The 19,684-nt window shown below is 65.5% G+C and carries 21 protein-coding genes; 12 read left to right on the plus strand and 9 right to left on the minus strand.

The genetic code is table 11. The features are described from left to right. The first annotated feature begins 90 nt into the window (after positions 1-90). The 3 genes from RBJ75_RS24015 (at position 91) to RBJ75_RS24025 (ending at position 2,519) form a co-directional block, all read left to right on the plus strand. On the plus strand, positions 91-282 hold the full coding sequence (locus tag RBJ75_RS24015) for a DUF1192 domain-containing protein (protein WP_044417801.1): 192 nt from the start codon (positions 91-93) through the stop codon (positions 280-282). 436 nt (positions 283-718) lie between these two features. Next, the gene (locus RBJ75_RS24020) at positions 719-1,231 is read left to right on the plus strand and encodes a DUF1465 family protein (protein WP_044417799.1); all 513 of its coding nucleotides are present in this window, start codon (positions 719-721) and stop codon (positions 1,229-1,231) included. A gap of 454 nt (positions 1,232-1,685) precedes the next feature. Further along, positions 1,686-2,519: a MipA/OmpV family protein gene (locus tag RBJ75_RS24025; RefSeq protein WP_052629061.1), complete on the plus strand. Its 834-nt coding sequence runs from the start codon at positions 1,686-1,688 to the stop codon at positions 2,517-2,519. On the opposite strand, the gene RBJ75_RS24030 is transcribed toward RBJ75_RS24025, so the two are convergent. Together RBJ75_RS24030 and rpmE are read right to left on the minus strand one after the other, a co-directional pair. Beyond that, positions 2,492-3,154 carry a helix-turn-helix domain-containing protein gene (locus tag RBJ75_RS24030; RefSeq protein WP_317528547.1) on the minus strand — a complete coding sequence of 221 codons (663 nt, stop codon included), beginning with the start codon at positions 3,152-3,154 and terminating at the stop codon, positions 2,492-2,494. The genes RBJ75_RS24025 and RBJ75_RS24030 overlap by 28 nt on opposite strands. Positions 3,155-3,316: 162 nt before the next feature. Next, the gene (rpmE, locus tag RBJ75_RS24035; protein ID WP_044409405.1) at positions 3,317-3,544 is read right to left on the minus strand and encodes a 50S ribosomal protein L31; all 228 of its coding nucleotides are present in this window, start codon (positions 3,542-3,544) and stop codon (positions 3,317-3,319) included. A 175-nt stretch (positions 3,545-3,719) separates the two neighbouring features. On the opposite strand from rpmE, the gene RBJ75_RS24040 reads away from it, so the two are divergent. After that, positions 3,720-5,606: an ABC transporter transmembrane domain-containing protein gene (locus RBJ75_RS24040; RefSeq protein ID WP_044409402.1), complete on the plus strand. Its 1,887-nt coding sequence runs from the start codon at positions 3,720-3,722 to the stop codon at positions 5,604-5,606. A 181-nt stretch (positions 5,607-5,787) separates the two neighbouring features. Here RBJ75_RS24040 and RBJ75_RS24045 read toward each other — a convergent pair whose 3' ends face one another. The 3 genes from RBJ75_RS24045 to RBJ75_RS24055 all read right to left on the minus strand — a co-directional run bounded on the left by RBJ75_RS24045 (position 5,788) and on the right by RBJ75_RS24055 (position 8,697). After that, complete coding sequence (locus tag RBJ75_RS24045) at positions 5,788-6,234, minus strand: GNAT family N-acetyltransferase (protein ID WP_044409399.1); 447 nt, start codon at positions 6,232-6,234, stop codon at positions 5,788-5,790. A 129-nt stretch (positions 6,235-6,363) separates the two neighbouring features. Beyond that, entirely contained in the window at positions 6,364-7,389 is a 1,026-nt protein-coding gene (locus RBJ75_RS24050; RefSeq protein WP_044409396.1) for a peptidoglycan -binding protein, read from the minus strand. A gap of 300 nt (positions 7,390-7,689) precedes the next feature. Further along, a complete protein-coding gene (locus RBJ75_RS24055; RefSeq protein WP_044403818.1) occupies positions 7,690-8,697 on the minus strand; it encodes a hypothetical protein in 1,008 nt (335 codons plus the stop codon). 199 nt (positions 8,698-8,896) lie between these two features. Between RBJ75_RS24055 and RBJ75_RS24060 the strand changes: the two genes are divergently transcribed. The 4 genes from RBJ75_RS24060 (at position 8,897) to RBJ75_RS24075 (ending at position 11,499) form a co-directional block, all read left to right on the plus strand. After that, positions 8,897-9,721: a DUF1295 domain-containing protein gene (locus RBJ75_RS24060; protein WP_044403793.1), complete on the plus strand. Its 825-nt coding sequence runs from the start codon at positions 8,897-8,899 to the stop codon at positions 9,719-9,721. Continuing rightward, complete coding sequence (locus tag RBJ75_RS24065) at positions 9,718-10,746, plus strand: SAM-dependent methyltransferase (RefSeq protein ID WP_044403796.1); 1,029 nt, start codon at positions 9,718-9,720, stop codon at positions 10,744-10,746. Before RBJ75_RS24060 ends, RBJ75_RS24065 begins: the two co-directional genes overlap by 4 nt. Positions 10,747-11,072: 326 nt before the next feature. After that, positions 11,073-11,240: a hypothetical protein gene (locus RBJ75_RS24070; protein WP_234707274.1), complete on the plus strand. Its 168-nt coding sequence runs from the start codon at positions 11,073-11,075 to the stop codon at positions 11,238-11,240. Between the two features lie 61 nt (positions 11,241-11,301). Further along, on the plus strand, positions 11,302-11,499 hold the full coding sequence (locus RBJ75_RS24075; protein WP_044403802.1) for a hypothetical protein: 198 nt from the start codon (positions 11,302-11,304) through the stop codon (positions 11,497-11,499). A gap of 369 nt (positions 11,500-11,868) precedes the next feature. Here the strand turns inward: RBJ75_RS24075 and RBJ75_RS24080 are convergent, their stop codons facing one another. Both RBJ75_RS24080 and RBJ75_RS24085 read right to left on the minus strand, forming a co-directional pair. Next, positions 11,869-12,465, minus strand: a complete 597-nt coding sequence (locus RBJ75_RS24080) for a UbiX family flavin prenyltransferase (RefSeq protein WP_044403804.1) — start codon at positions 12,463-12,465, stop codon at positions 11,869-11,871. Next, positions 12,462-13,991, minus strand: a complete 1,530-nt coding sequence (locus tag RBJ75_RS24085; RefSeq protein WP_044403807.1) for a UbiD family decarboxylase — start codon at positions 13,989-13,991, stop codon at positions 12,462-12,464. The genes RBJ75_RS24080 and RBJ75_RS24085 overlap by 4 nt, the downstream gene beginning before the upstream one ends. Positions 13,992-14,105: 114 nt before the next feature. Here RBJ75_RS24085 and RBJ75_RS24090 point away from each other — a divergent pair, with 114 nt between their 5' ends. From RBJ75_RS24090 to RBJ75_RS24105, 4 genes are all read left to right on the plus strand, one after another. Continuing rightward, positions 14,106-14,648, plus strand: a complete 543-nt coding sequence (locus RBJ75_RS24090; protein WP_044403809.1) for an SCP2 domain-containing protein — start codon at positions 14,106-14,108, stop codon at positions 14,646-14,648. A 3-nt stretch (positions 14,649-14,651) separates the two neighbouring features. After that, complete coding sequence (locus RBJ75_RS24095) at positions 14,652-15,629, plus strand: peptidase U32 family protein (protein ID WP_044403812.1); 978 nt, start codon at positions 14,652-14,654, stop codon at positions 15,627-15,629. 210 nt (positions 15,630-15,839) lie between these two features. Continuing rightward, the gene (locus RBJ75_RS24100; RefSeq protein ID WP_044403821.1) at positions 15,840-16,781 is read left to right on the plus strand and encodes a U32 family peptidase; all 942 of its coding nucleotides are present in this window, start codon (positions 15,840-15,842) and stop codon (positions 16,779-16,781) included. Positions 16,782-16,811: 30 nt separating this feature from the next. Then, a complete protein-coding gene (locus tag RBJ75_RS24105; RefSeq protein ID WP_044403815.1) occupies positions 16,812-17,237 on the plus strand; it encodes a hypothetical protein in 426 nt (141 codons plus the stop codon). A gap of 452 nt (positions 17,238-17,689) precedes the next feature. On the opposite strand, the gene RBJ75_RS24110 is transcribed toward RBJ75_RS24105, so the two are convergent. Then, positions 17,690-18,478, minus strand: coding sequence for an inositol monophosphatase family protein (locus tag RBJ75_RS24110; protein WP_044409762.1), 789 nt, complete (start codon positions 18,476-18,478; stop codon positions 17,690-17,692). Between the two features lie 97 nt (positions 18,479-18,575). Then, on the minus strand, positions 18,576-19,682 hold the full coding sequence (locus RBJ75_RS24115; protein WP_044409791.1) for a tetratricopeptide repeat protein: 1,107 nt from the start codon (positions 19,680-19,682) through the stop codon (positions 18,576-18,578). Between the last annotated feature and the right edge of the window lie 2 nt (positions 19,683-19,684).

Raw genomic sequence — 19,684 nt, forward strand, 5'->3', positions numbered from 1 at the left:
CCGCGGCGCGGCTGGCAACCGCGCCGGATCGACAGAGCGTTTTCGAGCGAAGCGGGCACCGGTTCGCGTGACGTGTGCAGGACAGGGCAAATGGCGAGCGACGACGACGACAAACCCAAGAAGAAGATCAGTCACGAGATCGGGCAGGATCTGTCGCTGCTGTCCGTCGAGGAAATCGGCGAGCGCATCGTGCTGCTGGCGGCCGAGATCGCGCGGCTGCAATCGGCGCAGACCATGAAGCGGGCGACGCGCGATGCCGCCGACCGGTTTTTCAAGAGCTGAGCGGTTAGCGAAAGCAGCCCGCGACCTGACGACCGCGCGCGAATTGGTGAGTGGCGAGCCCCAATGGGCGGGCGATCTGGTGATCGCGACGGCCCCGGTTCCGTTTTGGCGACGCTGTCACAATTGCAAACCAAAGGTCAACAAATCCGCTCGTTTACGTAACATTAAGCCTTCCGATGTATTACTTCATTGTCCATCTTTTGGACCGAGTGGCTCCTGTCCACTCTGTTTTGACGCCTCCCTGTTACCAACTTCAAAGCCGCCGGAAACGGCGGCTCTTTTTTGTGTTGGGTTCCGTCAACGCCTTGGCAATCATGTTAACCGTTTGCCGATGTCGCAGCTGGACTCGCGGCCGCGACAGCGTAATGATTTGTTCATCATATCAAGCCGGTGCCGATCGAAGCCGGCGTGTAACAAATTGCGTGAGGCGTTAACCATGTCGGACTATTCGCATAGCGAAGCCGCGCTCGTTCAGTTCAGCGAGCGACTGACGAATTCCGCCGCTTTCGGCGTCTTGTTCCGCGAAGGCATGGATCTGGTCGAGGAAACCGCGGCCTATCTCGATGGCGTCGGCCGCACCGAGGCCAAGGCGCTGGACCGCGCCGTCAGCCTGACCTACGCCACTGAAAGCATGCGTCTGACCACGCGGTTGATGCAGCTGGCGTCCTGGCTGCTGCTGCACCGCGCCGTCAAGGAAGGCGAGATGACGCTGTCGCAGGCCAACCGGGAGAAGACCAAGGTCAAGCTCTCGGCCGCCGAGCCCGGCACCGACGAGATGCTGCAACGGCTGCCCGAGCAGCTGCAGGAACTGATCGCCCGCTCGATGAACCTGCAGGCCAAGGTGCGCCGCCTCGACGGCACCATGCACGCCTCGCCCGGCGATCGCGCCCAGATCGGCAATCCGCTGGTGCCGCAGCTCAATATGCTGAAGGCGGCGTTCGAGCGCTGAGGCGGGCGGCGCCGGCGCCGCCGCGCGCCCGCCCTCTTGCGATCTTTCGACCTTTGCCGACGTAAATCCACCATTGTGAATCCGCGGCACCCTGTGCTCCGCGCCGTCGCGCTGTGCCGCCGCGGCGCCGGAGCGCCAGCTCCGCGACCCTATCGCATCGACGTCATCCGATCCGAATGGATGGGCGCGGTCTGACGCCGCGGCCCGCCGCACCGCCGACGCCTGGCGAAATGCGAGTGCGTCGCCCGGCAATTCGCTGCCGATTGCCAAAAACCCTTGCCGTGCAGGCATCGACGGCCGCGCTGGCGCGTGTGGTTGCTGCCGCTGAACGCGAGTTTCGATCTACCGCTGCCGCCCGTATGGTCGCCTGGCTGGGTTCCGGCCCTGCGGCAGCGGTGCGGCGCGCTCCAGCGTCATGCCGAGCATCCCGCCCTCGATCGACGCAAGGAATGGAATGTCCACGTCCCGTCTACTGTTCTCGGCCATTGGTTTGCTGATCTGTCCGGCGGCGGCCTTCGCCGCCGATCCGGTCGTGACGCTGCCCTCGGTGCCGCTGGTGCCGTCAGCCTCGGGCGATTGGACCGTGACCATCGGTGTCGGCGGCGCAATGAAGCCATCCTATGTCGGCGCCGACCATTCGATGTTGAGCCCGAAGCCGATCATCTCGGTGCGCCGCGCCGGAACCGCTGAGCGCTTCAAGAGCTTGCGCGACAATGCGAGCTTCGCGCTGATCGACTACGGCCGTTTCCGCGCCGGCCCGGTGGGCGCCTACAGGAGCGCTCGCAAGGCCGGCGATCACGACGAATTGCGCGGGCTGAACGACATCAAATTCGCCATCGAGATTGGCGGCTTCGCCGAATATTACGCATTCGACTGGCTGCGGGTGCGCTCCGAAGTGCGGCGCGGTTTTGGCGGACATAAAGGCATCGTCGCGGATTTCTCGGCCGATGTGATCGTGCCGCTCAACGAGCGCATGACCTTCTCGGTGGGGCCGCGCTACACGCTGACCGACGCGAAATACGCCTCGACCTATTTCAGCGTCAGCGCGATCGAGGCATTGGCGTCGGGGCTGCCGGCCTTCGATGCGAAGGGCGGCTCGCATTCGGTCGGCGCCGGCGCGCAGCTGCGCTACAAGCTCGATCCGCAGTGGGAGGTTCGTGGCTATGTCGAATATGACAAATTGCTCGGCAGCGCCGCCGACAGCCCGCTGGTGACGATGCGCGGTTCGAGCAACCAGATCACCTATGGCCTCGGCCTGGCCTATTCGTTCGACGTCGGGGTGCGATAGCAGCCTGCGGCGGGCGCGTTCAGCGCCCGCCGATCAGATAATATGACAGCATCGAACTGAGTTCGCGCTCCAGCTCGCCATTGGTGAGCGTCGCCGGCCGCAACATGATGGCGGCGTCGATGACCGGACCAATCATATTGGGAATGACGAAGCTGCCGGCCTCGACGTCGAAATCCTTCCGGAGTTCGTCGCCGTGGGCGTTGAGACAGTTGCTGAGGATGATCTGCCGCTTGCGGTGGGTCGGGGCCGACTCCGTCGGCAGCGAGTTCTAGTTGGAGCAGGATCTGGAGCAGCGGCAGCACGCTGGCGTGACGGTTGATCGATTTGCGTAGCCCCAACGTGATCTCGCTGCGCAGGTCGCTTTCGTGCTTTTGCGACAGGCCCAGCCACAGCGGCTCGGAGATGCCGGCCTCGACGCGTTGCGCGACCGCCCCCACCACCGCTTCGCGATTCGGAAAATACTGGTAGAGCGAGCCGATGCTGACGCCAGCGCGTTCGGCAATACGGTTGGTGGTGGTCTGTTCAAAGCCCTCGTCGACCAGCAGAAGCGCGGTGGCGTCGAGGATGACTTCGACGGTGGCGCGTGAGCGTGCCTGCCGCGGGATTTTCCGCGGGCGGTTCGTCTTGGTCGGCATGACCCGGGGCGCCCCCTGCGCGATCTCGATGGGTGGAACCGAGCGTCGAGGACAACGGAGGCGAATTCAAGGTAGCGGGCGCCGACGGGCGGCGCCGCAACGCAAAACGCCCCGGCTTGGACCGGGGCGTTGCGTCTCGGACAGGAAAATCCTGACCGGCGATCAATCTTTTTTGAGGAAGCCCGAAAACTTCTTCTGGAAGCGCGACACGCGGCCGCCGCGATCCAGCATTTGCTGGGTGCCGCCGGTCCAGGCCGGATGGGTCTTGCAGTCGATGTCGAGGTTCAGCTTGTCGCCCTCCTTGCCCCAGGTGGAGCGCGTGAGGTACTCGGTGCCGTCCGTCATGACCACCGTAATGCTATGATAATCTGGGTGAATTTCGGCTTTCATGGGAGATCCTTCGGCGCGTCGGCGCCTGCATAGCGACGTTGGAGAGGGCGGATTTGCGCGGTTCTATATCGCAGGAACGTGCTTAAGACAAGCATCCCGCCGATTTGCCAGCGGCGGCCGAGGGGCCTAATTGAGGCCTCCTGGAAGCGTTCTCATGTGAAGTGCGGGAAATCTGATGAAGCCGGCCAAACAACGCGAGACCGAAACCCCGGCGGCGGCGATCGCGCTGTCGCTCGAGGCGATTGCAGCCACAGAGAATGTCGGAGCGCGGCTGGGTCCGCTGGTGGCCGATGCCCCAGCCCAGCACGACGCCGAGCGGCGCGGCCGGCTGCGGCCGCTGTTGGCGCTGGCGCCCTATGTGGCGCGCTATCGCGTCCGCGCCTTGCTGGCGCTGGTGGCGCTGATCATCGCGGCGCTGACCACGCTGCTGGTGCCGATCGCGGTGCGGCGGCTGATCGATTTCGGCTTCAGCCCCGAAGGCGTCGCGCTGATCAACAGCTATTTCAGCGTCATGGTGGCGATCGTGGCGGTGCTCGCGCTGGCCAGCGCGGCGCGCTATTATCTGGTGATGACGATCGGCGAGCGTATTGTCGCCGATCTGCGCCGCGACGTGTTCGCGCATCTGACCGCGCTGTCGCCGAGCTTCTTCGATTCCGCGCGCAGCGGCGAGCTGATCTCGCGGCTGACCGCCGACACCACCCAGATCAAATCCGCGGTCGGCTCCTCGGTGTCGATCGCGCTGCGCAACGCGATGATGTTCGTCGGCGCGATCGCCATGATGGTGATCTCGAGCCCGCGCTTGAGCGGCTTCGTGCTGGCGGCGATTCCGTTGATCGTGATTCCGCTGGTGGCGTTCGGGCGCTGGGTGCGGCGGCTGTCGCGCAACGCCCAGGATACGCTGGCCAACGCCTCGGCCTATGCGGCCGAACTGATCGGCGCGATCCGCGTGGTTCAGGCCTACACCAATGAGAGCCTGGCCAAGGCCCGGTTCGGCGGCGAGGTCGAGCAGGCCTATGACGCCGCGCGCAGCTCGACCAAGGCCCGCGCCTTGCTCACCGCGATCATCATTTTCATCGTGTTTTCCAGCGTGGTGATCATCCTCTGGATTGGTTCGCACGACGTTGTCAGCGGCCACATCACCCCGGGCCGGCTCGGCCAGTTCGTGCTTTACGCGGTGTTCGCGGCCTCCAGCCTCGGCCAGCTCAGCGAAGTCTGGAGCGAGGTGTCGGCGGCGTCCGGCGCGGCCGAACGATTGTTCGAGATCCTGCGGATCAAGCCGGCGATCGCGCCGCCGGCGGCGCCCCGCGCCCTGCCGGAGCCGGCGCGCGGCGACGTGGTGCTCGACAATGTCTGCTTCGCCTATCCGACACGGCTCGATGCGCTGGTGCTCGATCATGTCTCATTGACGGTGCGCGCCGGCGAGAAGGTGGCGATCGTCGGCCCCTCCGGCGCCGGCAAGAGCACGCTGTTTCACCTGCTGCTGCGGTTCTACGATCCGACCAGCGGCACGATCTCGCTGGACGGCGTGCCGATCAGCGCTGCCGATCCGCGCGAGGTCCGCGAACGGATCGCGCTGGTGCCGCAGGATTCGGTGGTGTTCGCCGCTACCGCCCGCGACAATATCCGGTTCGGCCGCGAGGACGCCGCCGACGCCGATGTCGAGCGCGCCGCGGCGCAGGCCCATGCCACCGAATTCATCAAACGGCTGCCGCAGGGCTTCGAGTCGCAGCTCGGCGAACGCGGCGTGACGCTGTCCGGTGGCCAGCGCCAGCGCATCGCGATCGCCCGCGCGATCCTGCGCGATGCGCCGCTGCTGCTGCTCGATGAGGCGACGTCGTCGCTCGATGCCGAAAGCGAGGTGCTGGTGCAGACCGCGCTGCAGGAACTGATGCGCCACCGCACCACGCTGGTGATCGCGCACCGGCTCGCCACCGTGCTGTCCTGCGACCGCATCGTGGTGATGGAGCAGGGCAAGATCGTCGAGCAGGGCACCCACGCCCAGCTGGTCGCCAAGGGCGGCCTCTACGCCCGGCTGGCCAAGCTGCAATTCGAGGCGGCGTAAATCACCTGCGTGCCCCGGACGCAGTGCAGCGCGCCGCCATGGCGGCGTGGTGCGCTGCAGAGCCGGGGCCCCGGTTAGTTGCGCAGTTGAAGCGGGGTCCCGGTTCTGCGAAGCGGCACGGCGTGCCGCATCGCGCCCGGGACACGGTGATCATTTCGCGGCTGCTGGACCGGCCCAGTTCCTACGCCTGCCATTCCATATTCAGCACCGCGCGCCCCGAGGAATTCACCTCGTCGCCGGTCTCGACAAATCCCTGCCGCTTGTAGAAGCGGATCGCGCGGGCATTGTCGGCATTGACCTTGAGGGTAACCCGGTCCGGCGACAGGCGCTTGGCCTCGGCCACCAGCGCGTCGGCGATGCCGATTCCCCAATGTTCCGGCGCGACCACGATCTGGTCGAGATAGCCCTCGGCATCGATGGTGACGAAGCCGATCAAGGCGCCGTTGCGCTCGGCGACAATGATGACGGCATTCGGCACCAGCTCGCCGTGCCAGCGTTTGCGCCACCATTCCAGACGGGCGGTGAAGTCGATATCGGGATAAGTGAGCTGCCAGGTGCGCTGCCACAGCGCGACCGCCGCAGGCTCGTCGTCGGCGCGATAGGCGCGTAGTCGAAAGGGGGCATTCATCGGGCGCACCGTCAGGCCCGCAATTCATTTCGGGCGTCCATCCTGCTGCCTGTCTACTTGGCAGGATTCGCAGGTCAAGCCCGGCGGCTGCTAAAACCCCGAACCTCGTAGAGCTACGAGGTTCGATTACTACCTTTCGGTCAGCTTCAATTCGATCCGGCGGTTTCGTTTGTAGGCCTCTTCGGTTGCCGCGGTATCCAGAGGTTGGAATTCGGCGAAGCCGGCGGCGACCAGCCGCTGCGCCGGCACGCCAATTGAGATCAGGTACTGAACTACCGAAATCGCTCGCGCGCTCGACAGTTCCCAATTCGATTTGAACGTGCCGGTGATCGGCCGCACGTCGGTATGGCCGTCGACCCGCAGCACCCAGGGGATTTCGCTCGGGATCTGCTTGTTGAGGTCGATCAGCGCGCCCGCCACCTTGTCGAGTTCGCCACGGCCTTCGGGCAGCAGCAGCGCTTGCCCGGTGTCGAAGAACACTTCGGACTGGAACACGAAGCGGTCGCCGACGATGCGAATGTCGGGGCGCTCGCCCAGGATGGCGCGCAGCCGGCCGAAGAATTCCGAGCGATAGCGCGACAATTCCTGCACCCGCTTGGCTAGCGCCACATTCAGCCGCTGGCCGAGATTGGCGATCTTGTCCTGGGATTCCTTGTCGCGACTCTCGGATGCCTCCAGCGCCGCCTCGAGCGCGGCGAGTTGCCGGCGCAGCGCGCTGATCTGCTGGTTCAGCACCTCGACCTGCGCCAGCGCGCGGGCCGACAGCTGCTTTTCCGAATCCAGCGCCTTGTTGAGCTCGCCGGCGCGGCCGGCGGCGTCATTGCCGGCGCCGGCGAGGCCGTCATACAGCCCCTTGACGCGGTCGCGCTCGGCCTCGGCCGAGGCCAGGCCGGCGCGCAATTGCGACAGCTGGTCGTCGAGGCTGAGCTTGCCGAGCTTCTCAAGCGACAGCATGTCGTTCAACTGCGCCAGCTTGGCGTTGAGCTCCTGCAGCGCCTTGTCCTTGCCGGTGACCTCCTGCGACAGGAAGAACTGCACCACCAGAAACACCGACAGCAGGAACACGACGGCGAGCACCAGCGTCGACAGCGCGTCGACAAAGCCCGGCCAGTAATTGAATCCGGAATCGTTGCGGCGTCCGCGTGCCAGGCCCATGCCTCTAACCTTCGTGTTGTCGCGACGTCAGGCCGGCGACCATGCGCCTGGCGAATCTGTTGATAGGGCGCGAGGTCGCCGCTGCTGCTCCCTCCCCCTTGTGGGGAGGGTGGCCCGGATGAGCACCCGGATCGGCGCTTTGCGCCGTCCGAGTACCGGCTCCGCGAAGCCGGGTCGGGTGGGGGAGGCCACAGGCGCGGTGCTCGCCGCACCCCCACCCGGCTCGCCTGCGGCGATCCACCCTCCCCACAAGGGGGAGGGACAAGAGCCGCGGGGCGTGCGCCAGGTTCGACAGCTCCATCATGGGTTCGAATTCTTTTCCGGCTGGCGCGCGATCCATTCCAGCAGCCCTTTGATCTCGCGGTTCTGTTCGCCCTGGGCGTCGGCCCATTCGCGGATCATCTGCTGTTCGGTGCGCATATGCCCCACCATGCCCTGGATCGCCTCGGCCAGATTGGCCATTGCGGCGACCGCGCTGCGATTGGCGCCGCCACTCTCGATGGTCAGGCGCAGCCGCTCCAGCGCGCTTTGCAGCTCGCTGGTGCCGCCGGCGGCGTGCTCGCCGCCATATTCCCGCACCGTGGAGGCCAGCCAGTCCTCCAGATCGGTGTAGAAGCGGTTCTGGGCCTGGCTCGATTGCAGATCGAGAAAGCCGAGGATCAGCGAGCCGGCGAGGCCGAACAGCGACGACGAGAACGAGATCCCCATGCCGCCGAGCGGGGCGGCGAGGCCTTCCTTCAGCGTATCGAACAGCGAGCCGGCGTCGCCGCCGACTTTCAGCCCGTCGATCACCTTGCCGACCGAACCGACGGTCTCGATCAGGCCCCAGAAGGTGCCGAGCAAGCCGAGAAACACCAGCAGCCCGGTCATGTAGCGCGAAATGTCGCGGGCCTCGTCGAGCCGCGTGGCGATCGAATCCAGCAGATGGCGCATGGTCTGCTGCGAGATCGACATCCGGCCGGAGCGCTCGCCGCCGAGGATCGCCGCCATCGGCGCCAGCAGCGTCGGCCGCGTTTCCAGCGCCAGGCCCGGATCGGCGATGCGGAAATTATTGACCCAGGCGACTTCCGGATAGAGCCGCACCACCTGCCGGAACGACAGCACGATGCCGATCAGCAGCACCGCCCCGATCAGCGCGTTGAGGCCGGGATTGGCGAAGAACGCCAGCACGATCTGCTTGTACAGCACCACCACCAGCAGCGCGCACAGCACCAGAAACACCGTCATCCGCACCAGGAAGATCCGCGGCGACGACAATTTGGTGAGTTCGATCTCCATCGCGGAGCGGGGAGAGGGGCCTGGCGCCATGGTGCGGTTCATCTTGCGTTCCGAGGACAGAAGTTGCGCGCCAATATGGCACAGCGCGGCGCGGATGAAAGGCGTTAGCCTCGGTTTTCCGCTACCATGGCCTGTGTTCGCGCTCTGGATCGAAACCCGTTCGGGAACAGGACGTATCTTCAACCGTTTAGCTCGGTCGGATGATCCGACCGGATTCGGGCGGGGCAGTATGACGGTTTTATATCTTGAAGCGCTGGCGGCGATCGCGCTGGCGCTGTGCGCCTTGATGGCGCTGGCCTGGGTGGTGCAGCAGAAGACCGGCAATTCCGGTTGGGTCGACACGATCTGGACGTTTTCGACCGGGCTGGTGGGCGCCGCCGCGGCGCTGTGGCCGGTGGCAGGCGTAGCTCCCAACGCCCGGCAATGGCTGGTGGCGGCGCTGGTGGTGGTCTGGGCGGTGCGGCTGGGTTCGCATATCGCTGCGCGAACCCGCGGCATCACCGACGATCCGCGCTACGCCGCCTTCGCCAGCGAATGGGGCGCCGAAGCGCCGCGCAAGATGTTCGTGTTTCTGCAGAACCAGGCGCTGGGATCGATCCCGCTGGTGTTCGCGATCTTCGTCGCCGCGCGGTTTCCCGCCGAGGCGCTGCGCGTTCAGGATTTCCTCGGCGTGGCGATTCTCGCCGCCGGCATTGCCGGCGAAGCCATCGCCGACGCGCAGCTGAAATCGTTCCGCCAGGATCCCGCCAACAAGGGCAAGGTCTGCAATATCGGGCTATGGCGCTGGTCGCGGCATCCGAACTACTTCTTTGAATGGTTCGGCTGGCTGGCCTATCCGGTGATCGCGATCTCGCTCGCCGATCCGCTGGCCTATCTCTGGGGCTTCGCCGCGCTGCTGGCGCCATTGTTCATGTACTGGATCCTGGTCCATGTGACCGGGGTGCCGCCGCTCGAAGAGCAGATGCTGAAATCGCGCGGCGAGCGCTACAAGGAGTACCAGGCGCGCACCAGCAAGTTCTTTCCGCTGCCGCCGCACAGCCGGGCCACGTCATGAGCGCGGTATCAACGATCATCGGCGCCGCCGAGCGCGTGCCGTTGCCCGATGTCGTGATCCGCGCTGCGATCCAGCGGCTGTGTCGGCGCACCGCGACCAGGCTCGCGCTCGGCAGCCCGGAAGCCGATTCGGCCTTCGCCCAGGATATGGCGGCGCGCGCCATCGCCGAACATGCCGACGCCGCCAACGCCCAGCACTATGAGGTGCCGGCGGCGTTCTTCGCACAGGTTCTCGGCCCCAATCGCAAATACTCGTCGTGCTTCTACAAGGAGCCGCAATCGACGCTGCAGGAGGCCGAGGAGGAGGCGCTGCGGCAGACCATCGAGCACGCCGATCTGGCCGACGGCCAGTCGATCCTCGAACTCGGCTGCGGCTGGGGTTCGCTGTCGCTGATGATGGCGCTGCGGTTTCCCAACGCCCGCATCGTCGCGGTGTCGAATTCGGCGTCGCAGCGGCAATATATCGAGGCCGAGGCCGCCAGGCGCGGCGTGACCAATCTGGCGGTGGTGACGCAGGACATGAATCATTTCGATCCCGGCGCCGTGTTCGATCGCATCGTCTCGGTGGAAATGTTCGAGCACATGATGAACTGGCGCGAGCTGATGGTGCGGCTGCGCGGCTGGCTGAAGCCCGACGGCCGCTTCTTCATGCATATCTTCACGCATCGCTCGGGCTCCTACCTGTTCGATCGCGCCGACACCGAGGACTGGATCGCGCAGCATTTTTTCACCGGCGGGGTGATGCCGAGCCATCATTTGATCCGGCAATATGCCGATCTGTTCGAGGTCGAAAAAGAGTGGTGCTGGAGCGGCACGCATTATCAGCGCACGGCCGAGGACTGGCTCGCCAATTTCGACGCGCATCGCCGCGACATCGCCGGCATTCTGCGCCCGGTCTATGGCCGCGACACCGCGTTGTGGATGCGGCGCTGGCGCTGGTTCTTCCTTGCCACCTCGGGCCTGTTCGGCTTCGGCGATGGCAGCGAATGGGGCGTCAGCCATTATCGCATGAAGGCGGCGGGATAATTTTCAGCTCAACGCGCCGCAAGCGCGCGGCGATTCCGGGCGTGAGCCGCCCGGCGCGCTGACGCGTTGCGACCCGGTTCCACGTATTGCCTCACGCCAATCCGCCTGATCACAAACGGGTGAGCGCAGCTTTGTCGACGTGTGAATGCTCAAGGATCGCGTTTACGATCAACTAACTATCGCAAAGCTAACCGCCGGTGCCGGGGGGATTGTAGCGCCGCAAAATTGATCCGACGCAATGTCGTCCGTCGGTATTTTTTCTATTTTACCGCCGTAACCCAACGCGGAGGTGTGACGTGTATCTGGATTCACTTGGATCTTTGGTCGTGCTCATGGCCTGTGGCGTCAGCGCCGCGATGATTGCCTATCTCGTGCTCGACGACCTCTGGCACCGGGTGTTCCCGCGGCAGCCGCGGCCCGAGCCGGCGCCGTCAGTGGCGGAGAAGCCGGCCAACCCGCGACGTTCCGGCTGGTTCGCCTGGACGGCGTCCTGAACTATGTCGACCACCACGCTCCGCCGCGCAAGGGCGGGCGCCAAGCAGCAGAGGTGATGCCTTGACGATTGTTGCATTGATCGCAGGAATCTATGTGGTGCTCGGATTGATCGGGCTTGCCGTCGTGATCTTTGGCCGCCGTGCCGGCGCCACCGAGACGCCGCATTGGAAGCGGTTCGACGACGCGCATTATTGGGACGATCTGGCCGAGGACTGGCGACCCCACGAGGACGCCGGCTCGCAGGCGGCTGCGGCCTGAGCCGCCCCGTCGCGCCGCCGCCGCGCATCTGTCGGCCGCGTTGACACAAACTGACGGTCATCAAAGGTCCGGTCACTAAACTGACGGTCATCAAACGATTGATTATCAAACGGATGATCATCACGGAGACGGTCACCAAACTGGCGTCATAAACGGACGGTCATAAAGGCGCGGTTATAAACGCGCGGTTATAAACGGATAATCATTCCGGGGCGCGAGCACTTGCGAGCGAACCCGGAATCTCGCCGCCCGCGCAAGCGCTGGCGTCTCGAGACTCCGCGTTTTCACAAAGCCGGTGCCTGTCGTGCGATTCCGCCGTTGCGCGCAGCTGTCGCTGCTCACGCCCCGGAATGTCTGCAAAATGCGTAATTACAGGCAGATCGGCGGGGTGTCGTCGCTCCATTGCGGCGCGGCGATCGCCAGATCGTCGATGCCGAGCAGGCCGATCGCCCGCATCGCCATATGGTCGATCATCTCCTGCAACGATGCCGGCCGTAGATAGAAGGCCGGCGACAGCGGCGCCACGATCGCGCCGCTCTCGGTGGCCTGCGCCATGGCGCGGATATGGCCCAGATGCAGCGGGCTTTCGCGCAGCAGCAGCACCAGGCGGCGGCGCTCCTTGAGCTGCACGTCGGCGGCGCGGACCAGCAGATTGTCGAGATTGCCGGTGGCGACCGCCGACAGCGAGCGGATCGAGCACGGCGCCACGATCATCCCGGCGGTGCGGAACGAGCCCGAGGCGATGCTGGCGCCCACATCGTTGATGGGGTGATGGCGATGCACCAGGTGTTTGGCATCCGCCAGCGCCGAGACGCCGACCTCATAGGCGATGGTGCGTTCGGCCGCGGCCGACACCACCAGATGGATCTCGCAATCGGCACCGGCGAGCAGCTCGACGATGCGCAACCCGACCGCGGCGCCGGACGCGCCGCTGATGCCGACGACGATGCGATGCGCTGCGCTCATGATCGGCGCCTGCGCTGCGGCGGGGAGATGTTGCCAAGGCCGAGGCTCGACCACATCGCGTCGACCCGGGCGATCACCGCATCATCCATCGCCAGCACCTTGCCCCATTCCCGCGCGGTCTCGGCGCCGATCTTGTTGGTGGCGTCGATGCCGAGCTTGCCGCCGAGATTGGGTTTCGGCGAGGCGAAGTCGAGATAGTCGATCGGAGTGTCGGCGATCGAGACCAGATCGCGCGACGGATCGGAGCGGGTCGACACCGCCCACATCACATCGGCCCAGTCGCGCACGTCGACGTCGTCGTCGACGATAATCAACAGCTTGGTATAGCTGAATTGCGGCAGCATCGACCACAGCCCCATCATCAGCCGCCGTGCCTGGCCGGGATAGCGCTTCTTGATCGAGGCGACCGCGATCCGGTACGAACAGGCTTCCGGCGGCAGCCAGAGGTCGACGATCTCGGGAAATGCCCGCCGCGCCACCGGCAGAAACACGTCGTTGAAGGCCTCGCCGAGCCGCGACGGCTCGTCGGGCGGGCGGCCGGTGAAGGTCGACAGATAGATCGGGTCGCGCCGCATGGTGATGGCGGTGAGCCGCATCACCGGAAACTGCTCGACCGCGTTGTAATAGCCGGTGTGGTCGCCATAGGGGCCCTCCGGCGCGGTCTCGCTCGGCGACACGAAGCCCTCGAGCACGATCTCGGCGTCGGCCGGCACCGCCAGCGGCACGCTGACGCAGGGGATCAGATGCGGTCGCTCGCCGCTCAACAGCCCGGCGAATTTGATCTCCGAGAGCGTCTCCGGCAGCGGCAGCACCGCCGACAGGATCATCGACGGATCGGCGCCGATCACCACCGCGACCGGCATCTCGCGATCCTGGGCCTTCCACTGGTGGTGATGCTTGGCGCCGCCGCGATGCGCCAGCCAGCGCATGATGACGCGATCCTTGCCCAGCACCTGCATCCGGTAGACCCCGACATTGTCGGAGCCGGCCACGCCCGGCGGCGGCTTGGTGAACACTAGCGGCCAGGTGATCAGCGGCGCCGGCTCGCCCGGCCACGGAATCTGCACCGGCAGCCGGCCGAGATCGATCTGGTCGCCGGTCAGCACCACCTCCTGCGCCAGCGCCGATTTGGTCATCTTCGGCCGCATCGACAGCGCCGCCCGCGCCATCGGCAATTTGCTCAGCGCATCGGTCAAGCTTTGCGGCGGCGCCGGCTCGCGCATTTCGGCGAGCGCTTCGCCGAGCGCCGACAGATTCTGCGGCTCGATGCCGAGCCCCCAGGCGACCCGCTCGACGGTGCCGAACAGATTGACCAGCATCGGCATCTCGGAGACCTGGCCATCGGCCTTGATCGGCTGCTCGATCAGCAGCGCCGGGCCGCCCGCCACCAGCACGCGACGATGAATTTCGGTGAGCTCGTGCACCACCGAGACCGGCTTGCGAATCCGAATCAATTGTCCACGGGATTCGAGATAGGCGCTGAAGGCGCGCAGATCCGGGAAAGGCGGTTTGACGCGGCTCAGCATGGTGTCTCCGTAAGGACAGCTCTGGTCAGCACTTCGACCCGCCCCTGTCTTTGATCCCGCGCAAAGAACTGCCGATCGGTTCAATGGTAATCGGGTCGCCACAAAGGTGGCCTCATGTCGGTGTCCAATCCAACCGTCTCCAGGATGCCCATGCCGGTCGCTTTGGCGTCGCGTGTGCTTCCGCTGTTGCCGTTGCAGGTGATGCTCGGCATTTGCCTGCGCGAGATTCGCGGCCGGCATCCGCGCATCTTCGATCGCCTGGGGTCGAACACCGGCAAGCGCTATGGCCTCGATCCGACCGATCTGCCGCTGGCCTTCGTGCTGGAGCCGCGGCGGATGAATCCGAAAGTGACCGTGGTGCGCAGCTTGCCGTCGCGGATCGACGCGCGGATCGCCGGGCCGCTATGGGCGCTGATCGGAATGACCGACGGCTCCTATGATGGCGACGCGCTATTTTTCTCGCGCGACATCGAGATCGACGGCGACATGGAAGCGGTCGTGGCGCTGCGCAACGCAATTGATGACTCCCGGGTCGATTTTCTGTCCGAATCGGTGGCGTGGCTGGGGCCGTTGGCGACGCCGATCGAGCGGATGCTGCGCGCCATGGTGGCTCCGCCGGCGTTCAGCCAGGACATGGGCGCCGGAGGCGGAGGATAGACCATGGAATTGATTTGCCCGGCCGGCACCCCGGCGGCGATGCACGACGCGGTCGGCGCCGGCGCCGACGCGGTCTATTGCGGCTTCAACGACGAGACCAATGCGCGCAATTTTCCCGGGTTGAATTTCAACCGCGAGGAGATGCGCGATTCGATCGCCCATGCGCACCAAAACAACGTCAAGGTGCTGGTGGCGATCAACACCTTCGCCCGCGCCGGCAATGTCGCATTGTGGCACCGCGCGGTCGATGACGCGGTCGACTGCGAGGCCGACGCGCTGATCGTCGCCGATGTCGGCGTGATGGATTATGTGGCGCGGATCCATCCGCAGCAGCGCCTGCACGTTTCGGTGCAGGCCGCCGCCGCCAATCCGGATTCGATCAAGTTCTATATCGAGGCGTTCGGCGCCAAGCGCGTGGTGCTGCCGCGGGTGCTCAGCGTGCAGGAGATCGCGGCGATCACCAAGGAGGTCGATTGCGAGACCGAAGTGTTCATCTTCGGCGGGCTGTGCGTGATGGAGGAGGGCCGCTGCTCGCTGTCATCCTACGCCACCGGCAAGTCGCCGAACATGGACGGGGTGTGCTCGCCGGCGGGCGCGATCCAGTATCGCGAGGAGAACGGCGCGCTGATCTCGCGGCTCGGCGATTTCACCATCAACAAATTCGCCAAGGGCGAAGCCGCGGCCTATCCGACCTTGTGCAAGGGCCGCTACCAGACCGATGAAGGCTGCGGCTATCTGTTCGAGGATCCGTCCAGCCTCGACGCCACCACGATGCTGCCGGAGCTGCGCAAGGCCAAGGTGTCGGCGCTGAAGATCGAGGGCCGGCAACGCGGCCGCGCCTATATCGAGCGCGTGGTCAAGACCTTCCGCAATGCGCTGACCGCGCTGGACGAGGGCCGGCCGATTCCGGCGGACGAACTCAACGGCCTCAGCGAAGGTCAGTCGACCACGGTCGGGGCCTACAAGAAGACGTGGCGATAAGAGGCTTGGCGATAAGAGGCTTGGCCTGAGAATTTCGAAGGGCAACGGTCAATGAAGACGCGGCCTTCAAGTTCGTCATTGCGAGCGAAGCGAAGCAATCCAGGGGCTCCGTGCTCGGCGCCCTTGCTTCGTCGCTACGCTCCTCGCAATGACGAGCTCTGGCGTCCGGTCTTGTGAGACTCTCGAGGAAATCAGATTGGGACGATGGCGATGAGCGCAGCGGCGAAGGACTTCCAACTCACTCTTGGACCGGTGCTTTACAATTGGAAGCCGGAGCAGTGGCGCGACTTCTATTTTCGCATCGCCGAGGAAGCCCCGGTCGATACCGTGGTGGTCGGCGAGATCGTCTGCTCGAAGCGTTCGCCCTTCATCGAGGACCACATCCCCGCGGTGGTCGAGCGGCTGAGCGCCTGCGGCAAGCAAGTGCTGATGGGCTCGCTGACGCTGATGTCGCTGGTGCGCGAGCGCAAGGCGATGGCTGAACTCGCCGCCGCCGAGGAATTCACCATGGAGGTGAACGACCTGTCCTGCCTCGGCATGCTGGGCGGCCGGCCGCACGCGATCGGCCCCTTCGTCAACATCTACAACGAGGCCGCGGCGGCATTCTTCGCCTCGCGCGGCGCGCGGCGGATCTGCCTGCCGCCGGAATTGCCGCTGTCGGCGATCCGCACCATCGCCCGATCGCAGCCCGACGTCACGTTCGAGGTGTTCGGCTTCGGCCGCGCGCCGCTGGCGATCTCGGCGCGCTGCTATCACGCCAGGCTCAACAAGCTGTCGAAGGACAATTGCAAATTCGTCTGCGAGCAGGACCCCGACGGGCTGGCGGTGACGACGCTCGACAATGAGCCGTTCCTGACGATGAACGGCGTACAGACGCTGGCCTATGCCTGCACCAGCCTGCTCGGCGACATCGACAAGCTCGCCGACGCCGGCGTCGGCGCGTTGCGGCTGTCGCCGCAGCAATGCGACATGGTGGCGGTGACCCGGCTGTTCCGCGACGTCATCGACGGCAAGCTCGACGCCGCAGCGGGCGCCGAGCAATTGACCGGGCTCTATCCGGTCCCGGTCGCCAACGGCTTCCTCTATGCCAAGCCGGGCTCGAGTTTCGTCGCCGCCGCCGGCGAGGTCCATCAGCTGATTCCGGCATCCTAGCCACGCCGTCGCAGGCGGGAGGGTTTCGCGATGGCTTCCCACAGCGCCGATAGCGAAGCGTTCGAGCTGATGGAGCGGATGCGCGCGGTGATCACCCAGTCCAACATGGACGGGCATTGCCGCGACATGCTGTGCTCGGCGTTCGACCGCTTCCTCAATCTGGAGGCGCGGCGGCTGTCGAAGCGCTTCCTGCATCGCGCCCGCGACCAGAAGCAGCGCATCGTCGCGACGCTGGCGCTGATGGCGGAGCTCGATGGTCTCGGCGAAGACGAAGCCGATCGCAGCGTGTTTGCCGAGATGGCGCAGCTGTTCGACGAAATCAGCCTCACCGCGGTCGCGGGCTCCGCAGCGCTGCGCGAGATGGACCGCGTCAAATCCGAATTCGCCGCCGAGGAGCCCGAAAAGCTCGAAACCCTGATGGCGCAATGGTCGCCGCAATGCGCCAAGGACGAGTAGCGGGGGACTAAAGTCGCCTGTCCGCGAGCGCGTCCGTCATTGCGAGCCGAGGCCGGCGCGCAGCGCCGTCCGACAGCGAAGCGATCCAGGGGCGTCACGCACTGGATTGCTTCGTCGCTTCGCTCCTCGCAATGACGACCTTGTCGGCGACATATGAGCTGCGTCTGCTTGCAAAACGCCGGACGCCTCATCCTTCGAGACGCCCGCCTGCGGCGGGCTCCTCAGGATGAGGCTTGCGCTGCGGCTCCAGCGCCAGCCCAGCCCCAGCCCGACCAAATCCCGCCTCAGCCTAAATCCCGATTGCAGGAATCTTCTCAAGCCACGCAGCGTCGCCTATCGTCCTCATCCTGAGGAGGCGCTTCTTCAGCGCCGTCTCGAAGGATGAGGCTTGCGCTGTGGCTCAAGCGCGAGCCCAGCGCGCCAGCCCGACCCCGGCGCCACCCAGCCTTCGCCTAGCCCAGCGGCTTGATGATCTTCACCAGCTCGCCGTGGACGTATTCATTGCCGCAGACCACGTTGCCGGTCTTCAAGAGGTCGCCGCCATGGATGTCGCCGACAACGCCGCCGGCTTCGCGGATCATCACGATGCCGGCCGCGATGTCCCAGGACGACAGGTTACGCTCCCAATAGCCGTCGAAGCGGCCGGCCGCGACCGCGGCCATGTCGAGCGAGGCGGCGCCGAACCGGCGCAGGCCCGCGACCTTCGGCTGCAGCGCGGCCATCTCCCGCTGCGACAATTGGAAGTCGCCGCGTCCGATATGCGGCAGACCGCAGGCGATCACGCAATCATTGAGCTGGCGGCGGCCGGCGACGCGCAGGCGGCTGTCGTTCATGAACGCGCCCTTGCCCTTCTCGGCCATATAGAGCTCTTCATTCGCCGGATTGTAGATCAGGCCGGCGATCATCTGGCCTTCGCGCTGCAGCCCGATCGAGATCGCGAATTGCGGAATGCCGTGCAGGAAGTTGGTGGTGCCGTCCAGCGGATCGACGATCCAGGTATGGGTCTTGTCGTCGCCTTCGCGGATGCCGCCTTCCTCGCCGATGAAGCCGTAGCCGGGCCGCGCCTTCGACAGGTCGGCATACAGCATCTCCTCGGCGCGCTTGTCGGCGAGCGAGACGAAATTCGCCGGGCCTTTCAGCGAGACCTGGAGATTTTCGACCTCGCCGAAATCGCGTTTGAGGCTGCGGCCGGCGCGGCGCGCGGCTTTCACCATGACGTTCATGAGGGCTGAATGCAGCATGATCTCGGCTCAAGACGACCTGAGCGTCAGGTCAGGGCTGGGAAGGGTGGGATTTCGGCTCAGGGGTGCCCTGCGCAGGGGGCGGCGTCAAGCCGGATCATTTGCCGCCCAGCCATTTACGCGCGGCCTCGTCGACCTTGGCGCGCTCCTCGGGCTTGAGCTGCGCCAGCGCCTCGTCGAGCATCAGGTCGCCCTTGCCGGCGGTTTTGGCGATCAGGTGCCATTTGAGGCCCTCGATCCGGTCGACCGGCACGCCTTCGCCCAGCACCAGCACCCGCGCCAGCCGGTTCTGGGCGATCGGATTGTTCTGCTGGGCCGCCTTGCGCAGCAGCGCGATGGCGGCGATCTGATTCTTGGGTGTCCCGGTTCCGTTGAACAGCGCGATGGCATATTCGAGCTGGGCATCGACATTGCCGGCGACCGAGGCCGCCTGCAGCAGCCGCACCGATTGTTCGATATTTTTCGGAACCCCGGTGCCCTCCTTGTAGAAAGTCGCCAGCGCATATTGGGCTTCGGGATTGCCGGCATCGGCGGCCAGCCGCAGCAATTCGGCGGCGCGCTTGAGATCCTGCGGGAAGGTGTGGCCGTCGATATAGAGCAGCGCCAGATTATAGGCCGCCTTGGGATTGCCGAGCTTGGCCGACGAGGCCAGCAATCTGGCGGCTTCCTCGCGGTCGGCCGGGGCGCCGCGCCCGGCCATGCGCATCATCGCCAGCGCGAACATCGCCTCGCGGTCGCCGAGATCGGCGGCGCGCTTGTACCAGTCGATCGCCTTCGGGTAGTCGCGCTTGATTCCGAGGCCATTGGCATAAAGCTCGCCCAGCATGGTCATCGCCTTGGGATCGCTGAGCTCCTGGGCGCGGACGGTGGCCAGATCGAAGGCGGTCTTGTATTGGCCGCGCTGATAGGCGGCGAACACCAGATCGACATTGGGCCCCTCATTGACGGCGGCCTCGGCGGTCGGCGCCGATGCTTTCTCGGTGCCGGGTTTGTCGGCATCGGGCTTTTTGGCGTCGGGCTTCTTGGCCTCCGCCGCGACCGGCCTCGGCTTCGGTTTGGGCTTGGGTTTCTCCTTGGATTTTTCCGGAGCGATCGGTTTCGGAAACGGATTGACCGCCGGGGGCGTCAGCGAGATCTGCGCCGTCGCGCTGTCGGCCAGCAACAGCGTCGCCGCCACCATCGAAATCAGTTGCAGGGTCTTCATCG

It is taken from the genome of Rhodopseudomonas sp. BAL398, from assembly GCF_033001325.1.
GTDB lineage: Bacteria > Pseudomonadota > Alphaproteobacteria > Rhizobiales > Xanthobacteraceae > JARJEH01.

What these genes read in the sequence shown, in the direction of transcription:
- RBJ75_RS24015 (WP_044417801.1), top strand. Translation starts at nt 91, where the DNA reads ATGGCGAGCGACGACGACGACAAACCCAAGAAGAAGATCAGTCACGAG.
- RBJ75_RS24020 (WP_044417799.1), top strand. Translation starts at nt 719, where the DNA reads ATGTCGGACTATTCGCATAGCGAAGCCGCGCTCGTTCAGTTCAGCGAG.
- RBJ75_RS24025 (WP_052629061.1), top strand. Translation starts at nt 1,686, where the DNA reads ATGTCCACGTCCCGTCTACTGTTCTCGGCCATTGGTTTGCTGATCTGT.
- RBJ75_RS24030 (WP_317528547.1), bottom strand. Translation starts at nt 3,154, where the DNA reads ATGCCGACCAAGACGAACCGCCCGCGGAAAATCCCGCGGCAGGCACGC.
- rpmE (WP_044409405.1), bottom strand. Translation starts at nt 3,544, where the DNA reads ATGAAAGCCGAAATTCACCCAGATTATCATAGCATTACGGTGGTCATG.
- RBJ75_RS24040 (WP_044409402.1), top strand. Translation starts at nt 3,720, where the DNA reads ATGAAGCCGGCCAAACAACGCGAGACCGAAACCCCGGCGGCGGCGATC.
- RBJ75_RS24045 (WP_044409399.1), bottom strand. Translation starts at nt 6,234, where the DNA reads ATGAATGCCCCCTTTCGACTACGCGCCTATCGCGCCGACGACGAGCCT.
- RBJ75_RS24050 (WP_044409396.1), bottom strand. Translation starts at nt 7,389, where the DNA reads ATGGGCCTGGCACGCGGACGCCGCAACGATTCCGGATTCAATTACTGG.
- RBJ75_RS24055 (WP_044403818.1), bottom strand. Translation starts at nt 8,697, where the DNA reads ATGGCGCCAGGCCCCTCTCCCCGCTCCGCGATGGAGATCGAACTCACC.
- RBJ75_RS24060 (WP_044403793.1), top strand. Translation starts at nt 8,897, where the DNA reads ATGACGGTTTTATATCTTGAAGCGCTGGCGGCGATCGCGCTGGCGCTG.
- RBJ75_RS24065 (WP_044403796.1), top strand. Translation starts at nt 9,718, where the DNA reads ATGAGCGCGGTATCAACGATCATCGGCGCCGCCGAGCGCGTGCCGTTG.
- RBJ75_RS24080 (WP_044403804.1), bottom strand. Translation starts at nt 12,465, where the DNA reads ATGAGCGCAGCGCATCGCATCGTCGTCGGCATCAGCGGCGCGTCCGGC.
- RBJ75_RS24085 (WP_044403807.1), bottom strand. Translation starts at nt 13,991, where the DNA reads ATGCTGAGCCGCGTCAAACCGCCTTTCCCGGATCTGCGCGCCTTCAGC.
- RBJ75_RS24090 (WP_044403809.1), top strand. Translation starts at nt 14,106, where the DNA reads ATGTCGGTGTCCAATCCAACCGTCTCCAGGATGCCCATGCCGGTCGCT.
- RBJ75_RS24095 (WP_044403812.1), top strand. Translation starts at nt 14,652, where the DNA reads ATGGAATTGATTTGCCCGGCCGGCACCCCGGCGGCGATGCACGACGCG.
- RBJ75_RS24100 (WP_044403821.1), top strand. Translation starts at nt 15,840, where the DNA reads ATGAGCGCAGCGGCGAAGGACTTCCAACTCACTCTTGGACCGGTGCTT.
- RBJ75_RS24105 (WP_044403815.1), top strand. Translation starts at nt 16,812, where the DNA reads ATGGCTTCCCACAGCGCCGATAGCGAAGCGTTCGAGCTGATGGAGCGG.
- RBJ75_RS24110 (WP_044409762.1), bottom strand. Translation starts at nt 18,478, where the DNA reads ATGCTGCATTCAGCCCTCATGAACGTCATGGTGAAAGCCGCGCGCCGC.
- RBJ75_RS24115 (WP_044409791.1), bottom strand. Translation starts at nt 19,682, where the DNA reads ATGAAGACCCTGCAACTGATTTCGATGGTGGCGGCGACGCTGTTGCTG.